This is a genomic window from Serinicoccus sp. JS2-9, from assembly GCF_059025165.1.
Genome location: NZ_CM180091.1, coordinates 2,960,229 through 2,982,790 on the forward strand (window position 1 = coordinate 2,960,229; position 22,562 = coordinate 2,982,790).

The following is a 22,562-nucleotide window of genomic DNA, read 5'->3' on the forward strand; positions in this document are numbered from 1 at the left end:
GCGCCTACCGTAGGGCCCTCGCGTCAGCCCGCAGGACGGACCACGTCCTCGACCCACCCGCCGACGAGGTCCGCCACCCGGTCCGGCTCCACCGGGTCGAAGACCAGCCGGCAGCCGTCCTCGTCGCGACCGGGGCGGGCTGCCACGAAGCACCCGGACGGTCCGGCGGCGAGCAGGCGACTCTCGGGAGCCGCCGCACCGTCCCGCACCCGGGTGAGCTCGGCCAGCACGACCGGGTGGTCGAGGCGGGTGGGGAGCAGGGCTGCCGCGGTGAGGTCCACGACCCGGGAGGCTCCGGTCCCCGGACGGGCGTCCGCAGGCACCACCGCGTCGACGACCGCCCTGGTGAGCGACTGCGCGTCCAGGCAGAGCTCCAGACCGTGCAGCCCGTCCGGGTGCAGGTCCTCCACCACGCCCCCGTCGGTCAGCAGGTGCAGCATGCGCAGGTCCGGCCGGTCCTCGACGCCCCCGAGGAAGCGCTCGGCCACGACCACCGTCTGAGCCGAGAGGCGCAGGTCGAGGACGAGCCGCAGCAGCTCGGCCGGTGCCGAGCCTGACGCGAGCGCGCCGTCGGGCCGCAGCAGTCCGCGTCCGACCAGCGAGTCCCGCGCCTGCGCACGTGCCGCACCGTCCGCCGCCCGCGCCGCACCGCCCGCACGCGCCGCATCGCCCGCACGCGCCGCATCGCCCGCCCCCTCCGCAGGCGCCGCACCGCCCGCCTCCGCACGCCCCGCACCGCCTTCCGTCGGCGCCGGCGGGGTCGCGGCACCCCCGGACAGCTCGGCGAGATGGGCCCGCTCGAGGAGCTCCAGCTCGACGCTGGTGAGGACGAGCAGCGGCCCGGGCGCCGCCCCACTCACGGCCGCGCCCTCCATCGCTGCCCCACTCACGGCCACACCCGGCCGAGGTCGACAGGAGCGCGCAGCACAGGACCGATCGGCACATCGGGGAGCTGGATCGGCTCTCCCATCCCCCGCCACCATTCGCGGACGTCCTCGGCCTCCGGCAGCCGCCCCACCACCTGGTCGACCAGCACGCGTCCGGGCACCTGGAGGGGCCCGCCGGCGGGAAGCCCGATGACCCGGTGTTCGGGATCGGCGACGGCGCGCAGCGCCGGCTCGGCCCACTCCTGCACCGCCTCGACGCGCTCGGCCGCCCGGAGTCCGACCGTGGCCAGCGTCGTCGCCGCGCTGCTGCGCAGCTCGGTGAGCCCGCGGGCCGCCCGCGCCCCGGCGGTCGCCACGACCGCCTTGGCCCGGTCCTGCAGCGGGCGGAGCACGGGCCCGAGGCGGCGTGCGTAGCGCATCGCGGTGCCGACACCGTCGTAGACCGCATTGCCCGCCATCCACGCCTGGTAGGCCCCGATCATCCCGACTCCCGCCACGGCGAGAGGTGGATAGAGGATGCCGCCGAGGGTCAGGGGACCACCGACCAGAGCGGCACCCGCGGTGATCTGCGTCGTCCTGCCGCGCCACCCGGCATACCCCGCGCCGTCCCGGACGTCGCTCCAGGCGCCGGCCCAGGCCATCGCCAGGCCGACCGGCCCGGGGACCAGACGCACCCCGCGCAGACCCGTGCCTCCCGGCCTGTGCCAGGTCAGGTCCCCGAGCCGGCCGAGCGCCCGTCGGGCGCGGGCCAGCGCCTGGGCGCGGACCACCCCTGCCCTCGCCCACCGTGCCCGGGCCAGGCCCACCGCGAGGTCCGTCGTGTGGACCAGCCGCAGCGCCGTGGCCACGGTCGACCGGGCCGCCGTCGACACCTGCTCCGGCAGGTCCCGCAGCTCGCGCAGGTCCGTGACCACCGACCACGCCTCGGCGACCACGTGGGCGGCCCGCTGCTGCGCCGCCGCGAACTCCTCCTCCGCCTCGGCGATCCGTCGCTTCGCGACGGCGACCTGGCGTTCCACGTCCTCGAGGCGGGCTGTCCAGAGTGCCGCCGTCGCGGGGTCCGCCGGGATAGCGATTGCGCGGAGGGCGGTGTCCTCGGCCTGGAGATCCTCCAGCGTGCGCTCCCAGCGGCGCACCTGCGCCGTGGCGGTCTCCGCCACCGCGGCACAGCGCTGGACGGCATTGCCCGCCTCCGTGGCCGGGCGCGCCGCCTGGGAGACCAACCGGCCCACCTCCTGCGCGCGGGCCTGCTGGGCGAGCGCCGCGAGGCCGCCCCACCCGACGACGGTCGAGGTCGCCAGGCGCCCGCCCCACGTGTCGAGCTCCACCCCGGCGAGCTGCAGCGCCCTCGCCCCGCGCAGCAGCTCCTCCGGCGACGCCTGCAGCACCGACGAGCTCACCGGGTCGACCATCCTGTCGCGCGCGCCGCCCACATCGCGGTCTGCATCCCCTCGACCCGCAGGTATGCCGTCGACGCCTCCTGGGTGGCGATCGCCAGGGACCTGCCCCGCTGGGCTACGCGCGCCAACCCTTGTCCCCACTCCGTCGCCGCCGAGGAGGCGGCCGCGCTGAGGGTACCGCCTCCCCCGGCGGCCGCCACCAGCTGCAGCGCACGGCGGCACGCCTCCCCCACGTCCTCGACCTGGCGACCCGCCCGCGCGAGCCCCGCAGCCTCCTCGGCCATCGCCGCGGCATCCACCGTGACGGCACTACCCATCGTCCGACCCCCTCGACTCACCCCGTGGATGCACCCGGGCACCCCTCACGCCTCCGAGGCTAGAGGCTGAGGTCGTCCCGCGTCGGCCGTCGTCCACAGGCACCCCCACAGCCCCGAGACCAACGTCGGGATAGCACGACCTCCCTCGGCAAACTTCCCGATGAGGGTCGTGCTACCCCGTGGTCAGTCGGGGTGTCTGGCAGTGGAGCGGGGCGGGGACCGAGCTACTCCCCGCGCAGCACCGGCCCCAGGTCGTCCAGGACGCTGCGGTCCTCGATCGTCGAGGGCACCATCGCGTCCGCGCCGTCGGCGAGCTGCCGCATGGTCTTGCGCAGGATCTTGCCGGAGCGGGTCTTGGGGAGCGCCTCCACGACGTCAACCTGGCGCAGCGCTGCCACGGCGCCCACCTCCTGCCGGACCCTCTCGACCAGCTCGGCACGGAGCTCCTCACGCCCAGCGTCGTCCAGCTCGACACCCGACTTGAGCACCACGAGGGCCCGCGGCACCTGCCCCTTCAGCGCGTCGGAGACGCCGATGACCGCGCACTCGGCCACCGACGGATGCCCCGCCAGCGCCTCTTCCAACGATCCGGTGGAGAGCCGGTGCCCGGCGACGTTGAGGACGTCGTCGGTGCGGCCCATGACGAAGACGTAGCCGTCCTCGTCCAGGTAGCCGCCGTCCCCGGAGAGGTAGTAGCCGTCGTAGGCGGACAGGTAGGACGAGACGTAGCGCTCGTCGTCGCCCCACAGGGTCGGCAGCGTGCCGGGCGGCAACGGGAGCCGCAGGCAGATCGCCCCCTCGGTGCCGGGTGACACCTGCTCCCCGCGCTCGTCCAGGATCCGGACGTCGTATCCCACGGTCGGCAGCGTGGGACTGCCCGGCTTGATCTCGAACTGCGCCAGCCCCAGCGGGTTGGTCGCGATCGGCCACCCGGTCTCGGTCTGCCACCAGTTGTCGATGACCGGCACCCCGAGGTGCTCGGTCGCCCACTCCCAGGTGTCCGGGTCCAGCCGCTCTCCCGCGAGGAAGAGGGCGCGCAACGAGCTCAGGTCGTAGTCGGCCACGAGCGCGGCGTCCGGGTCCTGCTTCTTGATGGCCCGGATCGCGGTCGGCGCGGTGAAGGCCGCCACCGCGCGGTGCTGCTCGATCATCCGCCAGTAGGCACCCGCGTCGGGCGTCCCGACCGGCTTGCCCTCGAAGAGGATCGTCGTCGCCCCGGTGAGCAGCGGCGCGTAGACGATGTAGGAGTGGCCGACCACCCACCCCACGTCCGAGCCGCACAGCCAGGTCTCCCCCGGCTCGACGCCATAAAGGTGCGTCATCGACCAGCGCAGCGCCACGGCATACCCTCCGCTGTCGCGCACGATCCCCTTGGGCTTCCCCGTCGTGCCGGAGGTGTAGAGGACGTAGAGCGGGTCGGTGGCCTCCACGGGCACGCAGGCGGCCGGGGCCACCGCGTCGGGGTGCATGAGCCGGCCCCAGTCCAGGTCGCGCTCCCCCATCTCGGCGGTCAGCTGCTCGCGCTGCAGGATCACGCAGTGGTCCGGCGTGTGCGCCGAGCGCGCGATCGCCTCGTCGAGCATCGGCTTGTAGGGCACGACCCGCGTGGGCTCGATGCCGCAGCTGGCGGAGACCACGACCTTCGGCGCGGCATCCTCGATGCGGGCGGCGAGCTCGGCCGGCGCGAAACCGCCGAAGACCACCGAGTGCACCGCACCGATGCGCGCGCAGGCCAGCATCGCGATGACGGCCTCGGGAACCATCGGGAGGTAGATGACGACTCGGTCGCCCTTCTGCACGCCCAGGTCCCGCAGCACCCCGGCGAACCGCGCCACCAGATCGAGCAGCTCGGCGTAGGTGTAGTTCCGCGTGGTGCCGGTCACCGGGCTGTCGTAGATGAGCGCCGTCTGGTCGGCGCGACCGCGCACGACGTGGCGGTCCAGCGCGTTGTAGCAGACGTTGAGGCGCCCGCCGGGGAACCATCGGTAGAAGGGTGGGTTGCTCTCGTCGAGCACCTCGGCGGGGCGCCGGATCCAGTCGACGAGCTCTGCGGCCTCGGCCCAGAAGGCGCGCGGGTCGGCCAGGCTCCGGGCCACGGTGTCGCGGTAGGCCTGCTGGTCGGCAACGGCGTCGGTGCTCATCCCCCCATCAAACACCCGATTAGGGTCGGGCGGTATGCAGAACACCGAGTGCCCCGTCAGCGACCGGGTGTCCCGGGTCCCGGTGGAGCGTGGCCCCACCCGGGAGGTGCGCTACTCCCGCGTCGAACCGTCCGCGCCCGTGGCTGGGCGCGAGGTGGAGGACCAGGCCGCGTGGGCCCGGTGGCTCGCTCACGAGGGTCCGCTGCCACCGCTGCGGGTCCAGGGGTTGGACCTGACCCGTGACCGCGACCTGCTGCTGGCCCGCGACGACCTGGACGACCTCGTCGTGCTGGGCGGGCAGCTGGACCCGGAGGTGGAGCAGCACCTGCGGGGGCAGGGGGCGCTGATCTTCCCCGCGGCCCCGAGGGCACCGATCGACCCCTACCGCGGCCACCTCTACACCGCGGAGGAGCTGTATGCCGGACTCGCCGCGGACGGCTACGCCGAGACGGTGGACGCCCACGCCTACCGCTGGTTCGAGGACGCCACGCTGCGGCACGACGCCTACGTCACAGCGCTGCGGGCGATCCACGACGACGCGATGTCAGACGCCCTCACCGCAGTGCTGGAGGGCCGCAGGGTCGTCGGGGTGATGGGCGGGCACGCCTTGCGCCGGGGCAGCACCGAGTTCGCCGCGGCCGCGCTGCTCGGTCATCGGCTCGCCGAGGGCGGTGCCGTCGTGCTCACCGGCGGCGGGCCCGGTGCCATGGAGGCCGCGAACCTCGGTGCGTGGGCGGACGACGAGACCCTGCTCGATCGGGCCCTGGACCGGGTCGGTCAGGTGCCGGACTTCGCGCCCGACGTGGCCGCCTGGGTGGACCCCGCCCTCCGGCTGCGGCAGCGGGCGGCAGCGGGGGCGGCGCCCCGGGGTCTGCGCAGCGTCGGGATCCCCACCTGGTACTACGGCCACGAACCGCCCAACGCCTTCGCCCAGCTCATCGCGAAGTTCTTCTCCAACGCCCTGCGCGAGGACCTGCTGCTGGCGCTCTCCCGGGACGGCGTCGTGGTGCTGCCGGGCGCGGCCGGCACCGTCCAGGAGATCTTCCAGATGGCCACCCGGCTCTACTACGAGGTCGACGCCGCGCGCGCCGACGGCGACGAGCACGAGCGGCAGACGCCGCTCGTCCTCGTCGGGGTCGAGCACTGGACCGACCGGCTCCCGGTGTGGCCGTTGCTGCAGGCCCTGGCGACCGGACGGTCGATGACCCGGGCACTTCACCTCGTCGACACCGTCGACGAGGCGGTCGAGCTCCTGACCGTCGTCAGCGACTGAGCACGAAGGCGGTGAGGTAGCTCATCGAGTTGCCCGGGTCGATGTCGTCCGGCCCGAAGTCGCCGAGCGCCTCGGCCGCGGCCTCGGGATCGACCACCGCCTGCCCCATGAGGGCGTAGTCCACCAGCGGCTGACCCGGAGTGAGCTCCCCGACCGCCCCGACCATGTCGGTGACGCCCTCCGGCGCCCGCGACAGATAGGTCGCGTGCGTCGGCGTCATCGGGATGAACTGGATTCCGACCACCGCCGACGGCTCGGCGCTGAAGAAGGTGGCGAAGTCCTGCTTGCCCTGCCAGTTGAGGCTCACCGACGGCGCCTCGAACTCCTCCGGGAGCTCGGGATCGATCCAGTAGGTCAGGGTCGTGTCGGCCTCGGTGCTGGCCAGCCAGGACGCCTGTTCGGCGGCCTCGCCGTCCCCGGTGGCCGTCGCCCAGAGGTAGACACCCGCCCAGGCGTTGACCGCCTCCGAGCTCGACTCCTGGTTGTTGCCGTCGGCGAAGGGCGCCGTGCCGGAGGCCCACGAGTGGCCGTACCACTCGTCGAAGACCCGGCGCTGCGGGAATGCCGCCGAGGACTCCCGCGCGGCGATGTCGTCCACCACGAGGTCGGCGACCGGTGCCCAGGCCTCGGCCAGCTCCGGCTCGTCCGTCGCCAGCACGCCGGCGGCGTAGAGCATGTGCCCGTAGTGGAAGTGGTGGTCGTTGAACTCGTCCGAGCCGTACGACGGGAGCTCTCCGACCAGGCCTCCCAGGGTGTCGTCGTACCGGAAGCAGCGCTCGGTCGTACCGCTGCACCCGGCCGGGTCGAACCACTGGTCCAGCTGCTCGACCAGCGCATCGCGCACGGTCGTGGCGAGCTCGTCCTGCCCCAGCTCGCGGGCCAGGAGGTAGAGGTTCGCGGCGCGCTGCAGCTCCTTGCCACCGTGGTAGCTGTCGGTCGCCTCGAACGTGAGCTCCGCGACGTCCTGCTCCAGCAGGTCCTGGACCTGCGCCGCCTCCTCCTCCGACAGACCGGAGAGGTCGAGCGACGGGGTGATGTCCAGGGTCGGAGCACTCACCTCGACCTGGCTGCCGGCCAGCAGCCGGACCGGGCCGAGCACGCTGTCGTAGCCACCGGCGAGCACCTGCTGGTCCTCCGGCACCTCGTGGTGCGGAAGCAGCGCCATCACGGTGTCCCCGCCCTGGGTCTCGTAGCGGTAGGTCGTGCTGACCTCGTCCTCCCCGACGGCGTACTCCGCACCGGCGGACACCAGCGGCCGGGCGCCCTCCGCGAGCGCGGCGGCGGTCTCGGCGTCCTCGGGCACGGCATACGCGAAGAGGTGCTGGCCCTCCTCGAGGGTGAGCGTGGTCCCGTCGACCTCGCCGTCCGTGCGGATCTGGTAGGGCACGTCCCCGACGGTGAGCTCGACGCCACCGTCGGTGGCGCTCGCTCCCGGCGGAAGCTGGACGCCCTGCGAGCCGGCCGCGGTGAACTGCACGTAAGGCCAGCCCTCTGCCATCGTCAAGGTGCCGACCGGGGTGTCTCCCTGGCGGTACTCGACGCTGGCCATGAGCCCGTCGGCCGCGACCAGCTCGTAGGAGTCGGACTCCAGACCGAGCGGCACGTGGTCGGGGTGGGGCCCCATGACGACCTTGGGGGCCGCCTGGGGTTGAGGGAGGCCGATGACGACCTCGTCGTCGCTCAGCCGGGCGCTGAGCGTACCGGTGAAGACCGGGCGGTCCTCCGGGTTGAAGACGGCGGGCGTGATCCAGCTGTTGGTGGGCGGGTGCACGCCGTCGGCGACGGCGATCTCCCCGGCCCACGGACCGCTGGCGACCGACAGGTCGCCGAGCTCGTCGGCCAGCAGGGCACGACTGTCGGCACCGTCCGCGCCACTGGCGGCAGGTGTCGGGCCGGTGTCCTGCGGCTCGGGGTCCTGGCCGCTGCTGCAGGCGGCCAGGAGCCCGGCCGCGAGGGCGCTCGCGATGAGGCGCGAGGTGTGGGTCGAGCGCATGTCAGCCACCTCCACGGGGGGTCACGAGGTCCTCGAGCGCCGAGGCCGCCCAGGCCCCGACCCCGTCGGACTCCAGCGAGAGGCTCGCCATGACAGGAGCACCGTCTTGGACGACCCCTCCCTGGGTCAGCGCGTCGCCGCGGGCGAAGACGATGGCGTTGACCCCGGAGTCCGACTCCTCGAAGGAGACCTCGTAGATCTCCACGTCGACGGACCGGCCGTCGGGCAGGGTCACGGCGACAGTGGAGCCACCGTCGGAGAGCCGGGAGTAGTCCTCGGCGGACATCGGCAGGACGGCCCGGACCCGCATGCTGTCCTGGAGCTGGATCTGGGTGATCTCGGTGTTCGCCGGCACGAAGGAGCCGGTCCCGAAGGGCAGGCTGCCGACGACACCGGAGGCGGTGGCCTGGAAGACGATCTCGTCGTCGCCCTCGATGCGGTACCCGACGCCTTCGTCGTTGAAGCGGGCCGTCTCGCGGGCCTGCTGCAGGGTGGGTGACTGCAGCCGCAGCAGGTCCTGGCCCTCTGCGACCTCCTCACCGCTGCTGACGAGGATCTCGGAGATGGACCCCGCGAAGGGGGTGCCGACGATGGAGACGTCGGACTCGATGACCGCCTTCTCGGCGCTCAGGGCGTGGGTGCGGTCGTAGGCATGGGTGAGGCCGACGGCGGCGATCGCCACGGCGACCACCAGGCCGAGAATGAGTTGCAGGATCTTGCGGGCACGCATGATGACGCGTCCTCTCTGGAGGAGATGGTTCGGATGGAGTGTGGGAGCTCGTGGCTCCGGAGGGGTCGGCGCTCAGGCGGTGGCGCGACGCGCGCGGCGGCGGCCGCGGACCGGCCGGCCCGCCCGGGCCAGGGCCCGCGCCTCACGCCAGGCGATGACGAGGTAGACGGTGAGGACACCGGTGTTGAGCAGATTCCAGCCCAGCGCGATCGACAGGGTGGCGGTCCACTCGGCGACCCAGATCCCGACGGCGCTCGTGGCGACGAGGAACCCCCACATGACGAACTGCGGGAGGATGAAGTTGAACGGCGAGTTTGCCTTGCCGGCCTGGCCGGTGACGTGCCAGGCCAGGTCCTTGCCGCGCAGGGCGTTCCACAGCGCTCGGAGCGCCATGGGGAAGGACACGGTCGACAGCAGCAGCGTCTCCCAGCGGAACCGGCCGGTCGTGTAGATGGCCACGACGATCTGCATGACGTAGAAGCCGCTGTAGAACAAGGCCCACTGCCACAGCGGCACGGTCGGGTTGATGGGGGTCAGCCCGAGGTAGATCTGGAGCGAGGGCAGCACCAGTAGGATCGCCGTGACGACACCGCCGAGGTAGAAGGTCGAGGTGCCGAAGTACTGCAGCCGCTGGTCCAGCGTCAGCCGCTTGTCCCGCAGCGGGTTGTTGTGCAGCAGCACCTCGAAGGCGCCGGTGGCCCACCGGGTCTGCTGCTTGGTGTAGGACTCGATCGTCTCAGGGGTGTCGCCGATGGCGAGCACGGTGGGCACGTAGATCGAGGTGTAGCCCAGCTGGTGCAGCCGGATGGAGGTCCAGATGTCCTCGGACTTGGAGTCCTCGCTGATGCCGCCGACCTCCTCCACCGCCGACCGGCGGAAGATGACGTTGGTGCCCACGCAGAAGGCGGAGTTGAAGCGGTTCTTGCCCGGCTGGATGAGGGAGTAGAAGACCGTCTGCATGAAGCCGGCGCCGCGCGAGATGAAGTTGTGGATGTTGCCGTAGACCTGCGGCGTCTGGACGAAGGCGACCTCGTCCTGGGCGAAGAACGGCACGGTCTCGACGAGGAAGTCGGGCGAGGCGACGAAGTCGGCGTCGAGGATGACGAAGAACTCCCCGTCGCTGCGGCTGAGGCCGTGGTTGATGTTGCCAGCCTTGGCACCCTCGTTGGTCTCCCGCGTGAGGTAGCGCACGCCGACCTCGCCGGCGAGCTCCTGCACCTGCGGCGACCGCCCGTCGTCCAGGATCCAGGTCACGTGCTCGCCGCTCATGTCCCGCGCCGCCTCGGCGGTGGCGCGGATCGTGTCCAGCTCCTCGCCGTAGGTGGTGATGAAGACGTCCACGGTGACCGGGCGGCCGTCCAGCTGCATCCGGTCGGTGGCGTGCAGCGGCAGGTCGAGGTCCAGCGAGGTGGGCATGAACAGGTCACGCCGTGCGGCGTGGTAGGCGAAGTCCCGCGGCTCGTGTGCGCTGGACAGCTGGGTCCACAGCGAGACGAGCACCTGGAACATCATGATCGTCTCGCACGCGACGACGAGGACCCAGGGAAGCAGGTCGCCGACGTTCTCGGGCCGGGCGAGGAAGGAGGCGTAGAGCAGCACGCCGAGGGTGGCGAGCAGGACGAGCATGGTGAGGGAGGGCGACTGAAGATCCCGGTGCGCGAGCCCGAGGCCCGTGACGCGCTCCCTCCAGGCCTCCCTGGCCCGGTCGTCGTCGGTCCAGAGCAGCTCTGGACCCGTGGTCTGTGCATCGTGCTGGTCGGCAGCGTTGAGCGAGGTCAACGACATACGACTACCCCTTGTCGAGGTTGATGGTGGTGTTGACCCCGTTGTCCCCCTGACGCCTTCAACGATAGAGCATGACCGCGTCGATCACGAGAACGTCACGTTTCGATCACGTAACGTGAGAGGTCAGAGGGTCTCCGCGCCCGCTCAGACCGTCGCGGCCAGCTGGCCGCACGCGCCGTCGATGTCCGAACCGCGGGTGTCCCGCACCGTCGTCGGTATGCCGTGCGCCAGGAGGCGTTCCACGAACTGCTGCTCGACGCCGCGGCGGGAGGCGGTCCACCTGCTCCCTGGCGTCGGGTTGAGTGGGATGGGGTTGACGTGGACCCACCCGCGGCCGCGCGCGTTGAGCTTGTCGCCGAGCAGGTCCGCGCGCCAGGCGTGGTCGTTGATGTCGCGGATGAGGGCGTACTCGATCGAGACCCGGCGGCCGGTCGCCTCGAAGTAGCGCCGCGCGGCGTCGAGGGCCTCGTCGACCTTCCATCGCGTGTTGATGGGGACGAGCTCGTCGCGCAGCTCATCGTCCGGTGCGTGCAGCGAGAGGGCGAGCGTCATCGGGATCCCCTCGCCCGCCAGCCGGTCGATCCCGGGCACGAGGCCGACGGTCGACATCGTGATCCCCCGGGCCGACATGCCCAGTCCCTCGGGCGAGGTATCCACCAGGCGGTGCACGGCGCCCAACGAGGCCTTGTAGTTGGCCAGCGCCTCGCCCATGCCCATGAAGACGACGTTGCTCACGCGCACCGCTTCGCGGGCGTCGGCGGCGCTGAGCGCGGCATCCGGGTCCTGCCCGTCGCTGCCGCCGAGCTCCCCGTGGCGCAACGCCCGGGCCGCCGCCACCACCTGCTCCACGATCTCCGCCGCGGACAGGTTGCGGGTCAGGCCGGCCTGCCCGGTGGCGCAGAACGGGCAGTTCATCCCGCACCCGGCCTGACTCGAGATGCACATGGTGACCCGGCCGGGATAGCGCATGAGGACGGACTCGACCATGGCGCCGTCGTGCAGCCGGTGCACCTGCTTGAGGGTGGCGCCCTCGTCCGCCGACAGCGTGCGCACCGGCGTGAGCAACGGCGGCAGCAGTCCCGCCACCAGGTCCTCGCGACCGGCCTTGGGCAGGTCCGTCATCTCCGCCGGGTCCGTGACGAGCCGCTCGAAGTAGTGCCGGCTCACCTGGTCGGCCCGGAAGCCGGGTATGCCGAGCTCGGTCGCCCAGCGCTTCCGCCCGGCGAGGTCGTGGTCGGCCAGGTGGGTCGGTGCCTTCCCGCGCCGAGGGGCGCTGAAGGTCAGTTGACCAGGGGCGGGGCGGTCGGCGGTCGGGGTGGGGAGATCGGTGCTCATGACCGCACCAGTGTCGCAGACCGGCCCGTGGTGAGCGGTGCTCAGACCAGCAGGTGGAGCAGGGCCCAGCACACGGGGGCGGTGACGACGAGGGAGTCGAGGCGGTCCATGACGCCGCCGTGACCCGGCAGGATGCTGCCCATGTCCTTGATGCCGAGGTCGCGCTTGATCGCCGACTCGGCGAGGTCGCCGACGGTCGCGAAGGCGGCCGCCACTGCCCCGACCACGGTGCCGGCCCACCAGGCGCCGTCGAGCAGCAGGGTGACCGCGAGGGCCCCCACCACCGCGCTGGTCACCACCGAGCCCGCGAAGCCCTCCCACGACTTCTTCGGCGACAACGACGGTGCCATGGGGGTGCGCCCACGCAGGACGCCGACGGCATACCCCCCGGTGTCGGAGGCGATGGTGACCAGGATGAAGGTGATGATCCGCGCGACGCCGTCCGGCTGCGCCACCATGAGGGAGGCGATGGCGGCCAGCAGCGGGACGTAGGCGACGATGAAGACCCCGCCGGCGATGTCGCGGATCGCGTGCTCCAGGGACCCGACGCTGCGCCAGAGCAGCACCAGCGCGGCAGCTGCGGCGAAGCCCACGGCGAGCGCGTCGGCACCGCCGTAGTAGGCGAGCGGGATGAGCCCCACGGACGCCAGCACCGGCGGCAGGGGCGGATCCACGCGCCCGCTGCGCAGGGCCTGGTCCAGCTCCCACACCCCCACGACCGCGGCGGCCATGACCAGGTAGACGAAGGCGACCTTCGCGAAGACGAGGCTGGCGAGGATCACCAGCACGAGGACGACGCCGACGCCGATCGCCGCGGGCAGGTTGCGCCCGGCCCGGGGGGTGGGGCCGTCCCCACGGCTGTCCGTGCGGGCGGCGGCACGGGCCGCCCGCGCGGCCCGCCGGGTCAGCGGCTGCTCGGCGGCCGGTGCGCCAGGCGTCGGCTCGGTCATCTGCGGTGCTCTCGTCGGGCCCCGTCGCTGCTCAGACCTCGAGCAGCTCGGTCTCCTTGTGCTTGAGGATCTCGTCGACGGCCTCGACGTGGCGCTTGGTCAGGGCCTCGAGCTCCTTCTCCGCGCGCGAGCCCTCGTCCTCACCGATCTCGCCGTCCTTGACGGCTTTGTCGATCTGGTCCTTGGCGTGGCGGCGCATGTGCCGCACGGAGACCTTAGCGTCCTCGCCCTTGGCGTGGGCGAGCTTGATGTAGTCGCGCCGCCGCTCCTCGGTCAGCTGCGGCATGACGATGCGGATGGCGTTGCCGTCGTTGCTGGGGTTCGCCCCCAGGTCCGACTCGCGCAGCGCCTTCTCGATGTCCTTCATCGCGCTCTTGTCGTAGGGCGTGATGAGCACGGTGCGGGCGTCCTGGATGCTGAAGCTGGCCAGCTGCTGCATCGGGGTCGGGGCGCCGTAGTAGTCCACCTCGAGCTTGGTGAACATGCCCGGGTGGGCCCGGCCGGTGCGGATCGAGGCCATGTCCTCCCGCGCCACGTCCAGCGCCTTGTCCATCTTCTCCTCGGCCTCCATGAGGGCCATCTCCACGACCTCGGACATCGTGCTCCTTCGGGTATGTAGCGGGCGGGCGTGCGGGGCGACGCCGGGTGCGGCCTGGCGGGCGCCCCGTGGTGCGGGTGTCGGCGCGGGGCCTCAGCCCGACGTGACCAGTGTGCCGATCCTCTCACCCTTGATGGCGCGGGTGATGGAGTCCTCGCCGTCCATGCCGAAGACGAGCATCGGCAGGTCGTTGTCCATGCACAGGCTGAAGGCGGCCGCGTCGACCACCCGCAGGTTGCTGGTGAGCGCCTGGCCGAAGGTGAGCTGGTCCAGCTTGCGGGCGGAGGAGTCGGTGCGCGGGTCGGCCGTGTAGACCCCGTCGACGCCGTGCTTGCTCATGAGCACCTGGTGGCACTGGATCTCCAGGGCCCGCTGCGCCGAGACGGTGTCGGTGGAGAAGTACGGCATACCGGCGCCGGCGCCGAAGATGACGACGCGACCCTTCTCCAGGTGCCGCATCGCGCGCCGCGGGATGTAGGGCTCGGCGACCTGCCCCATGGTGATCGCCGTCTGGACACGGGTGTCGACGCCCTCCTTCTCGAGGAAGTCCTGCAGGGCCAGGCAGTTCATGACCGTGCCGAGCATGCCCATGTAGTCGGCGCGGGACCGCTCCATGCCGCGCTGCTGCAGCTCCGCCCCGCGGAAGAAGTTGCCGCCGCCGACGACGACGGCGATCTCGACGCCGCTGCGGTGGGCGTCCGCGATCTGGTGCGCGATTCGCTTGACGACGTCCGGGTCGACCCCGACGCCGCCACCGCCGAACGCCTCGCCGGAGAGCTTGAGCAGCACCCGGCGCGGAGCGTCGCCGCCCTCGGTGGCGGGCTGGCCCTCGGCGGACGCGGTGGGCGTCGAGGTGGGCGTCGCTGCGGGAACCGTGGGGGCTGTCGTCATGCGGATCCTCCCTGGAGGGGTCGTGCCTGGCGGTCGCTCGATCCTGCCACACGCCCGGCGGCCCGGCGATCCCTGCTGCTCAGCGCCCCGTGGGGAGCTTGGTGCCGGCGACCTGGCGCTCGTCGAGGACGGCGCGCCGGAAGCGGTAGAGCCGCGCCGGGCGGCCGCCCGTCTCCCCCGTGCGCTCTCCGGTCTCCTCGACGAGGTCCTGGCCGGTGACCAGGCGCCGGAAGTTCTGCTTGTGCAGCGGCTGGCCGGCCAGCGCCTCCACGGTGCGCTGCAGCTGGCCCAGGGTAAAGACCTCGGGCATGAGCTCGAAGACGACGGGGCGGTACTGGATCTTGGAGCGCAGCCGGGACAGCGCCGTGGCGAGGATGCGCCGGTGGTCGGACTGGAGCGGGTCGCCCGGGACCCTGCCACGCAGCGTGCGGGACTCGGGTAGGACGTCCATCTCGTAGAGCAGCTCGTAGCGCTGCAGCGCCAGCTCGGGCGCCCACGGCCGGCCGTCCAGCCCGAAGCAGATGTCGGCCCGGCGTGCGCGGACCTCCCGCTGGGCCGTTGTCCCCTCGCCGATCCACCGGTCGAGCTGGGTCTGGATCTCCACATCGGGAAGGGGACGCGCGGGCTGGGCCGCGTCGGCGACCGGCCGGTGGTCCTCCCAGGGGAAGAAGTCGTACCAGTCCCGCCACTGCGGGCCGCCGTCGGTGCGGGTGAGGCCCAGGTAGGACACCGAGACCGCCCGACGCTGCCCGGGGTCGCCGTCGGCGAAGGTGTAGAGCTGCTCGACGTAGCCCAGCCGGTGCCCGGTCTGCTGCTCCACCCAGGCCGAGAGACCTGCCTGCATGGAGCGGTGGTCCGAGCGCAGCGGCCCAGAGGGCAGCCGCTCCCCCGTGGTGAGGACGACGGGCGTATCACCCACCACGGCCGTCACGACGGCGACCAGCTCCGCGCGTAGGTCGTCGTCCACGTCCACCACCGGATGTCTCGCCACGTCGTCATCCTGCCTGGTCACCGGCCGTGACGTGGTCATGACACTCCCGTCGATTGACTTATGCTCACGCGCAGCATATATACTCCCTCTGGTATTAATGCTCACCGTCAGCATAACCGGCTCAGCCGGGAAGGAGCAGACCATGACCGCTCTCACCAGTGACCCGACTGCCGCCGCGGCCGCCGTCGAACGCACCGGCCACCTCTACAACCGGGTGCGACACGTCATACCTGAGGTGGAGTGGTATGCCTTCGCCGAGGACGCCGAGGCGATCGGTCGCCTCAAGGAGGAACGCAACGCGGTCGTCCTGGCGCACAACTACCAGACGCCGGAGATCTTCCACTGCGTCTCCGACATCGTCGGCGACTCGCTCGCCCTGGCGCGCGAGGCGGAGGATGTGGACGCCGACGTCATCGTGCTCGCCGGCGTGCACTTCATGGCCGAGACGGCCAAGCTGCTCAACCCGGCCAAGACCGTGCTCATCCCGGACCTGCGCGCGGGGTGCTCGCTGGCCGAGTCGATCACCGCCGCGGACGTGCGCTCGCTGCGCGCGGCGCACCCGGGCGTGCCCGTGGTGACCTACGTCAACACCTCGGCGGAGGTCAAGGCCGAGAGCGACATCTGCTGCACGTCCGGCAACGCGGTGAAGGTCATCGAGTCGCTCGGGGTCGACAAGGTCATCATGATCCCGGACGAGTTCCTCGCGCAGAACATCGCGGCCCAGACCGACGTCGAGGTGGTCACCTGGGCGGGGCACTGCGAGGTGCACGAGCGCTTCTCCCCTGCGGATGTGCGCCAGCTGCGCCGCGAGCACCCCGACGCCGTGGTCCTCGCCCACCCCGAGTGCCCGCCGGAGGTCGTGGCCGAGGCCGACCACTCCGGCTCGACCGCGCAGATGCTCGACTTCGTGGTCACCCGGCAGCCGCGTCAGGTCGCCCTCATCACCGAGTGCTCGATGAGCGACAACGTCGCCGCCGAGCACCCGGAGATCGACTTCGTGCGGCCCTGCAACATCTGCCCGCACATGCGCCGCAACTCCCTGTCCACGATCCGACGCGCGTTGGAGACGATGACGCACGAGGTCACCATCGGGCCCGCGGTCGCCGACCGCGCCCGGCTCGCCGTCGAGCGGATGCTGGCGGTATGACGTGGCGACCGGTCGTCGTCGGCGCCGGGCTGGCGGGCCTCACCGCGGCCCTGCGGCTGGCCCCCGAGCCGTGCGTGGTGCTCAGCGGCGCACCCCTGGGCAGCGGTGCGGCGAGCGGGTGGGCCCAGGGCGGGATCGCCGCGGCGCTGGGCCCGGACGACTCGCCGCAGCGGCATACCGCCGACACGCTCGCGGCCGGCGCCGGGCTCTGCGACCCCGACGTCGTGGCTGCCGTGACCGGGGCGGCGCCGGAGGCGGTGGCCTGGCTGAGCGGGCTCGGCGCGCGCTTCGACCGCGACGGTGACGCGTATGTCCTCGGCCTGGAGGGCGCGCACGACCGGCACCGCATCGTGCACGCGGCGGGTGATGGCAGCGGCGCGGAGATCATGCGGGCGGTCGTCGAGCAGGTGCGGCGCACGCCGTCGGTCACCGTGTTTGAGCGGGCCTGGGTGGAGCGGCTCGTCGTCGCTGCCGACGGCGGGATCGGCGGGCTGGTGGTGCGGACACCGTCGGGGCGGACGGTGCTGGAGACCGGCCGCGTCGTGCTCGCCACCGGAGGGTCCGGTGGGCTCTGGGAGCACACCACCAACCCGCGCGGCGCCGTCGGGTCGGGGCTGGCGCTGGCGGCCCGCGCCGGGGCCGTGCTGCGGGACCTGGAGATGGTGCAGTTCCACCCCACGGCGCTCGACGTGGGCCGGGACCCGATGCCGCTGGTCAGTGAGGCGGTCCGCGGCGCGGGCGCGGTGCTGCTGGACGGCTCGGGCGGCCGACTGCTCGCAGAGGTGCCCGGCGGTGACCTGGCCGCGAGGGACGTCGTGGCCCGCGCGGTGCACGCGGAGCTGTCGGGCGGCGGACGCGTGCTGCTGGACGCCCGCGAGGCGGTGGGCGAGGGATTTGCGGAGCACTTCCCCACGATCGCCCGGGCCTGCCTGGCCGCCGGGATCGACCCGGCCCGTGAGCCGATCCCGGTGCGGCCTGCCGCGCACTACCACTGCGGCGGCGTGCTCGTGGATGCTGCGGGTCGCACCGGGGTGCCCGGGCTGTGGGCCCTGGGTGAGGTGGCCTCGACCGGGCTGCACGGGGCCAACCGGCTGGCGAGCAACTCGCTGCTGGAGGCGGTCGTGCAGGGCGGGGTGGTGGCCGAGGACGTGCGCGCCGGCCGCCGGGCACCGTCTGCGCACGGCGTCGTGGGTCTCGGGACGGTCCGGCCGGCCCCGGCCGGAGTGTCGGGCCGAGGCGCCAGCGACTCTCGAGCGATGCAGCCCGGCGGTGCCGTCCGGGGTGCACCGGCCGAGCTGAGGGCACTGCTGGACCGGCACGTGGGCATCGTGCGGGACGGGGACGGGCTGCAGGTGGCGGTGACACAGCTGCAGGAGGCCGCAGAGCGGTGCGGTGTCGACGACCTCGCCGACCCGACGCTGGTGGCGCTCCTCGTCGCCCGCAGTGCCCTGGTGCGCGAGGAGTCGCGCGGCGGCCACCTGCGCACCGACCACCCGGGTGCAGCCGCGTCGGGTGAGGCACGGCATACCCACATCACGCTGGACGATCTGCTGCCGACGAGCACGAGGAGGAGCGCATGAGCGCGACGAGCCACACGGTGCCTGGCCCGGACGAGCGGGCCCGCCTCAGCCAGGGGAGCCACACGGTGCCTGGACCTGAAGAGCGGACAACCATGAGCGTGCCCGGCCCCCGGGCCGACCTGGCCCCGCTCCCCGACGCGCTGCTCGGGTCGCTCGTCCGCGCCGCGCTCGCCGAGGACCTCGGGCGCGCGGGAGACCTCACGACCGACGCCGCCGTGCCGGCCGGGAGCACCGCGACCTTCGCGCTCACCGCGCGTGAGGCGGGCGTGGTGGCCGGGCTGGACCTGGCGCGACTCGCCTTCGCCACCCTCGATCCGGGGGCGCGGCTCGACGTGGCGCTTCCGGACGGCTCACGGGTGGCAGCGGGTGACGTGGTCGCCACCGTCTCAGGGCCTGCGCGGGCCCTGCTGACGGGTGAACGGGTCGCCCTCAACTGTCTCGGGCACCTGTCGGGCGTGGCCACCGCCACGGCTCAGATCGCGGACGCGATCGCGCATACCGAGGCGCGGGTGTGCTGCACCCGGAAGACGACACCGGGCCTGAGGGCGGTGGAGAAGTATGCGGTGCGCGCCGGTGGCGGCGTCAACCACCGGTTCGGGTTGGACGACGCGGTGCTGATCAAGGACAACCACCTGGCTCTGGCGGGATCGGTGACCGAGGCGGTCCGGCGGGTGCGGGCCCGGGTCGGCCACCTGGTGTCGGTCGAGGTCGAGGTCGACACCCTGGAGCAGCTCGAGGAGCTGCTCTCCCTCGACCGGGCCGTCGACGCCGTGCTCCTGGACAACATGGAGCCGCCGGTCCTCGCGCAGGCGGTCGAGCTCGTCGACGGCCGGATGGTGACCGAGGCCTCGGGCCGGGTGACGGCCGCGACCGCGCCAGCGCTGGCCGAGACCGGGGTCGACCTGATCTCTGTCGGCTGGATCACCCACAGCGCCCCCGTCCTCGACCTCGGCCTCGACACCCCCACCTGACCGGCCGCACGATATGTCGTGACTGGCCGCACGGTTTGCTGCGACTGGCCGCACGGTTTGCTGGTAGTCACGGCATACCGCGCGGGCGGACACGGCATACCGCGCGGGCGGTCACGGCATACCGCGCGGGCGGTCACGGCATACCGCGCGGGCGGTCACGGCATACCGCGCGGGCGGACACGACATACCGCGCGGGCAGTCACGGCATATCGCGCGGGCAGTCACCCAGGGGGTGGGCATGCGCGAGGGCCGGGTCCCACCGTGCGGTGGTGACCCGGCCCTGCGGTATGCCGTGGCTCAGGCGGGCGTCAGACGCCGACCTTGAACCGCGCGAAACCGGTGACCTCGGCGCCGGCCTCACCGGCCACCGTGGCGACGGTCTTCTTGGTGTCCTTCGCGAACGGCTGGTCGAGCAGGACGTTCTCCTTGAAGAAGCCGTTGACCCGACCCTCGACGATCTTGGGCAGCGCCTGCTCGGGCTTGCCCTCCTCGCGAGCGGTCTGCTCGGCGATCCGGCGCTCGTTCTCGACGGTCTCGGCATCGACCTCGTCGCGGGTCAGGACCGACGGGGAGAAGGCGGCGACGTGCATCGCGATGTCGCGGGCCACCTGCTCGTCGCCACCGGACGTGGCGACGAGGACGCCGATCTGCGCGGGCAGGTCGGGGTTCGTCTTGTGCAGGTAGGACACGACCTGGTCGCCCTCGACCCGGGCCACGCGGCGGACCTCGATCTTCTCACCGATCGCGGCGTTGGCGTCGTCGAGGACCTCCTTGACGGTCTTGCCGTCCAGCTCCGAGGCCAGCAGCGCGTCGGCGTCGGCGGCACCGACGGCGACGGCCTGGGCCAGGACCTGGTCGGCCAGCTCGCCGAACTTCGGGCCCTTGGCCACGAAGTCGGTCTCGCAGTTGACCTCGACGAGGGTGCCGACGCCACCGTCGACCTGGGCACGGACCAGGCCGTTGGAGGCCGAGCGGCCCTCGCGCTTGGTGACGCCCTTGAGACCCTTGACGCGCAGGATCTCGGTGGCCTTGGCGGTGTCGCCGTCAGCCTCGTCCAGGGCCTTCTTGACGTCCATCATCCCGGCGCCGGTGGACTCGCGCAGCGCCTTGATGTCAGCGGCGGTGTAGTTCGCCATGAGTGAGTTTCTCGCTCCTGTTCGGAAGGGGTCGGCGGAGGGTCAGGACTGGGTGGTCTCGGCGGCCGGCGAGGCCTCCGCGGGCTCGTCGGCGGCAGCCTCGGTCGCCTCGGCGGTGGCCGGCCCGGTCGCGGCCTCCGTCTCGGCCGACTCGGTCTCGGCGGCCTCCGACGGCGCCTCGGCAGGGGCCGGCGCCTCGGTGCCCTGCGACTCCGAGCCCGACAGCAGCTCGCGCTCCCACTCGGCCATCGGCTCGTTGGCGGCGCTCTCGTCGGCGGACTCGCCCTCGCTGCTGCCGCCGGAGCGGGCGATGAGGCCCTCCGCGACGGCGTCGGCGACCACGCGGGTCAGCAGGGTGACGGACCGGATGGCGTCGTCGTTGCCCGGGATCTTGTAGTCGACCTCGTCCGGGTCGCAGTTGGTGTCGAGGATCGCGATGACCGGCAGGCCGAGCTTGCGCGCCTCGGTGACGGCCAGGTGCTCCTTCTTGGTGTCGACGACCCAGACGGCCGAGGGCACCTTCTGCATGTCGCGGATACCGCCCAGTGCCTTGGCGAGCTTGTCGTACTCGCGGCGCATCATGAGCAGCTCCTTCTTCGTGCGGCCGCTGCCGGCCACGTCGTCGAAGTCGATCTCCTCGAGCTCCTTCATGCGCGCCAGGCGCTTGGAGACCGTCTGGAAGTTCGTGAGCATGCCACCCAGCCAGCGGTGGTTGACGTAGGGCATCCCGACCCGGGTCGCCTGCTCGGCGATGGCCTCCTGAGCCTGCTTCTTCGTGCCGACGAAGAGGATGGAGCCGCCGTGGGCGACGGTCTGCTTGACGAAGTCGAAGGCCTCGTTGAGGTAGGTCAGCGACTGCTGCAGGTCGATGATGTAGATGCCGTTGCGCTCGGTCATGATGAAGCGCTTCATCTTGGGGTTCCAGCGACGGGTCTGGTGCCCGAAGTGGACGCCGCTCTCCAGGAGCTGGCGCATGGTGACGACGGCCATGCCGTGGTCTCGCTTTCTTCTCGGTTGCAGTTGTGTCCTGGCCCGGGGACGCTCCCCACCCGACGGCGGTATGCCGTGCGGGACCGCGGGGTGCGCCACCGCCCCCAAGCCATCGGCCGCCGTCGGCGGTCGGTGGTGCGAGCGGTCGCGCCCGGGCGCGAATTCGCGCGTCTCACCCGCCCGAGGGCAGGAGGGGGCGCACGTGGGTCTCATGGTACGGCAGGAGGGCTCGGCCGAGCGAATCGCTACGGTGGCGCCATGATGACGACGCCGTCGAGCAGCAGCGACCCCCTCGTCCAGCGGCTACGACCGTTCGGTACGAGTGTCTTCGCCGAGATGACCCAACGCGCGCTGCAGTTCGACGCGGTCAACCTCGGGCAGGGGTTCCCGGACACCGACGGACCGGAGGAGATGCGCGAGATCGCGGCGAGGGGGCTGCGGGACGGACTGAACCAGTACGCGCCCGCCCGCGGGATGCCCGAGCTCCGCGAGGCGGTCGCCGCGCACCAAGAGCGGTGGTACGGCATACCCCTGGATCCGGCGACCCAGGTGCTGGTGACGGTCGGTGCCACCGAGGCGCTCGCCGCCGCGCTCATCGCCCTAATCGAGCCGGGCGAGGAGGTGCTGCTCATCGAGCCGTCCTACGACTCCTACGGCGCCGCGATCGCCATGGCGGGTGGCGTGCGACGCACCGTGCAGCTGAGCTTCCCCGACCTCGAGCTCGACCTCGAGGCCCTGCGCGCCGCGGTGACCGGGCGCACCCGGGCGCTGGTGCTCAACACCCCGCACAACCCGACGGGCAAGGTCTTCACCCACGCCGAGCTCGAGGGCATCGCCGCGCTGGCTCGCGAGCGCGACCTCGTCGTGATCTCCGACGAGGTCTACGAACACCTCGTCTTCGACGACCGCGCGCACGTGCCCATCGCGACCCTGCCGGGGATGTCCGAGCGCACCCTCACCATCTCCTCGGTGGGCAAGACGTTCTCGCTCACCGGGTGGAAGACGGGGTGGGTCTCCGGGCCGGCGCGCCTGGTCGACGCGGTCGCCGCGGTCAAGCAGTTCCTCACCTTCGTCGGCGTGACCCATGTGCAGCCGGCGGTGGCCCACGGCCTGCGGATGCCGGAGGACTACTTCCGCGGCTTCGCGGCCGAGCTGCAGGGCAAGCGCGACCTGCTCGTGGCGGCGCTGGACGAGGTGGACGTGCCCGTGAGCCCGTGCGAGGGGACCTACTTCGTCATCGCCGACCTCGCCGGCCACGGGGTCGAGGACGCCGTGGACTTTTGCCGCCGCCTCCCCGAGGAGCTCGGCCTCGTGGGCGTGCCGGTCTCGGTCTTCTGCGACGACCCCGAGCCGGTGCGCAGCCTCGTGCGCTTCGCTTTCTGCAAGCGCGATGAGGTGCTGCGCGAGGCGGCGCGTCGGCTCCGGGGCCTGGGCGGAGCCTGACACG

The 22,562-nt window shown here is 72.4% G+C and carries 19 protein-coding genes; 5 read left to right on the forward strand and 14 right to left on the reverse strand.

The genetic code is table 11. The annotated features are described in order from the left end of the window. Nucleotides 1-23: 23 nt before the first annotated feature. From AC5PYY_RS14295 to AC5PYY_RS14310, 4 genes are all read right to left on the reverse strand, one after another. The gene (locus AC5PYY_RS14295; RefSeq protein ID WP_493897460.1) at nt 24-890 is read right to left on the reverse strand and encodes a hypothetical protein; all 867 of its coding nucleotides are present in this window, start codon (nt 888-890) and stop codon (nt 24-26) included. After that, on the reverse strand, nt 887-2,287 hold the full coding sequence (locus AC5PYY_RS14300) for a hypothetical protein (protein ID WP_493897461.1): 1,401 nt from the start codon (nt 2,285-2,287) through the stop codon (nt 887-889). Before AC5PYY_RS14300 ends, AC5PYY_RS14295 begins: the two co-directional genes overlap by 4 nt. Then, complete coding sequence (locus tag AC5PYY_RS14305; protein ID WP_493897462.1) at nt 2,284-2,604, reverse strand: hypothetical protein; 321 nt, start codon at nt 2,602-2,604, stop codon at nt 2,284-2,286. The genes AC5PYY_RS14300 and AC5PYY_RS14305 overlap by 4 nt, the downstream gene beginning before the upstream one ends. A gap of 224 nt (nt 2,605-2,828) precedes the next feature. Next, on the reverse strand, nt 2,829-4,745 hold the full coding sequence (locus tag AC5PYY_RS14310) for a propionyl-CoA synthetase (RefSeq protein ID WP_493897463.1): 1,917 nt from the start codon (nt 4,743-4,745) through the stop codon (nt 2,829-2,831). 34 nt (nt 4,746-4,779) lie between these two features. Here AC5PYY_RS14310 and AC5PYY_RS14315 point away from each other — a divergent pair, with 34 nt between their 5' ends. Continuing rightward, nucleotides 4,780-6,018, forward strand: a complete 1,239-nt coding sequence (locus AC5PYY_RS14315; protein ID WP_493897464.1) for an LOG family protein — start codon at nt 4,780-4,782, stop codon at nt 6,016-6,018. Here AC5PYY_RS14315 and AC5PYY_RS14320 read toward each other — a convergent pair. The 8 genes from AC5PYY_RS14320 to AC5PYY_RS14355 form a co-directional block, all read right to left on the reverse strand. Continuing rightward, complete coding sequence (locus tag AC5PYY_RS14320; protein WP_493897465.1) at nt 6,008-8,011, reverse strand: glycosyl hydrolase; 2,004 nt, start codon at nt 8,009-8,011, stop codon at nt 6,008-6,010. The genes AC5PYY_RS14315 and AC5PYY_RS14320 overlap by 11 nt on opposite strands. Nucleotide 8,012: 1 nt before the next feature. Beyond that, nucleotides 8,013-8,741: an efflux RND transporter periplasmic adaptor subunit gene (locus AC5PYY_RS14325; protein WP_493897466.1), complete on the reverse strand. Its 729-nt coding sequence runs from the start codon at nt 8,739-8,741 to the stop codon at nt 8,013-8,015. Nucleotides 8,742-8,813: 72 nt separating this feature from the next. After that, nucleotides 8,814-10,526, reverse strand: coding sequence for a glycosyltransferase family 2 protein (locus AC5PYY_RS14330; protein WP_493897467.1), 1,713 nt, complete (start codon nt 10,524-10,526; stop codon nt 8,814-8,816). Between the two features lie 144 nt (nt 10,527-10,670). Then, a complete protein-coding gene (gene rlmN, locus AC5PYY_RS14335) occupies nt 10,671-11,861 on the reverse strand; it encodes a 23S rRNA (adenine(2503)-C(2))-methyltransferase RlmN (RefSeq protein ID WP_493897468.1) in 1,191 nt (396 codons plus the stop codon). A gap of 41 nt (nt 11,862-11,902) precedes the next feature. Continuing rightward, nucleotides 11,903-12,811: a phosphatidate cytidylyltransferase gene (locus AC5PYY_RS14340; protein ID WP_493897469.1), complete on the reverse strand. Its 909-nt coding sequence runs from the start codon at nt 12,809-12,811 to the stop codon at nt 11,903-11,905. Between the two features lie 31 nt (nt 12,812-12,842). Then, nucleotides 12,843-13,409, reverse strand: coding sequence for a ribosome recycling factor (frr, locus tag AC5PYY_RS14345; protein WP_493897470.1), 567 nt, complete (start codon nt 13,407-13,409; stop codon nt 12,843-12,845). Nucleotides 13,410-13,502: 93 nt separating this feature from the next. After that, entirely contained in the window at nt 13,503-14,300 is a 798-nt protein-coding gene (pyrH, locus tag AC5PYY_RS14350) for a UMP kinase (RefSeq protein WP_493897471.1), read from the reverse strand. A gap of 79 nt (nt 14,301-14,379) precedes the next feature. Continuing rightward, nucleotides 14,380-15,291, reverse strand: coding sequence for an NUDIX hydrolase (locus AC5PYY_RS14355; RefSeq protein WP_493897472.1), 912 nt, complete (start codon nt 15,289-15,291; stop codon nt 14,380-14,382). A gap of 142 nt (nt 15,292-15,433) precedes the next feature. Between AC5PYY_RS14355 and nadA the strand changes: the two genes are divergently transcribed. The 3 genes from nadA to nadC are packed head-to-tail and all read left to right on the forward strand — an operon-like array spanning nt 15,434 to nt 18,989. Beyond that, nucleotides 15,434-16,438, forward strand: coding sequence for a quinolinate synthase NadA (gene nadA / locus AC5PYY_RS14360; RefSeq protein WP_493897473.1), 1,005 nt, complete (start codon nt 15,434-15,436; stop codon nt 16,436-16,438). Beyond that, nucleotides 16,435-18,018 (forward strand): L-aspartate oxidase, encoded by a 1,584-nt coding sequence (locus AC5PYY_RS14365; RefSeq protein ID WP_493897474.1) that lies wholly within the window; start codon nt 16,435-16,437, stop codon nt 18,016-18,018. Before nadA ends, AC5PYY_RS14365 begins: the two co-directional genes overlap by 4 nt. Further along, complete coding sequence (gene nadC / locus AC5PYY_RS14370) at nt 18,015-18,989, forward strand: carboxylating nicotinate-nucleotide diphosphorylase (RefSeq protein WP_493897475.1); 975 nt, start codon at nt 18,015-18,017, stop codon at nt 18,987-18,989. The genes AC5PYY_RS14365 and nadC overlap by 4 nt, the downstream gene beginning before the upstream one ends. Before the next feature lie 308 nt (nt 18,990-19,297). Here the strand turns inward: nadC and tsf are convergent, their stop codons facing one another. Both tsf and rpsB read right to left on the reverse strand, forming a co-directional pair. Further along, nucleotides 19,298-20,125 (reverse strand): translation elongation factor Ts, encoded by an 828-nt coding sequence (tsf, locus tag AC5PYY_RS14375; protein ID WP_493897476.1) that lies wholly within the window; start codon nt 20,123-20,125, stop codon nt 19,298-19,300. 42 nt (nt 20,126-20,167) lie between these two features. Further along, a complete protein-coding gene (rpsB, locus tag AC5PYY_RS14380) occupies nt 20,168-21,115 on the reverse strand; it encodes a 30S ribosomal protein S2 (RefSeq protein WP_493897477.1) in 948 nt (315 codons plus the stop codon). Nucleotides 21,116-21,373: 258 nt separating this feature from the next. Here rpsB and AC5PYY_RS14385 point away from each other — a divergent pair, with 258 nt between their 5' ends. Beyond that, nucleotides 21,374-22,558, forward strand: a complete 1,185-nt coding sequence (locus tag AC5PYY_RS14385) for a pyridoxal phosphate-dependent aminotransferase (RefSeq protein ID WP_493897478.1) — start codon at nt 21,374-21,376, stop codon at nt 22,556-22,558. Nucleotides 22,559-22,562 lie beyond the last annotated feature (4 nt).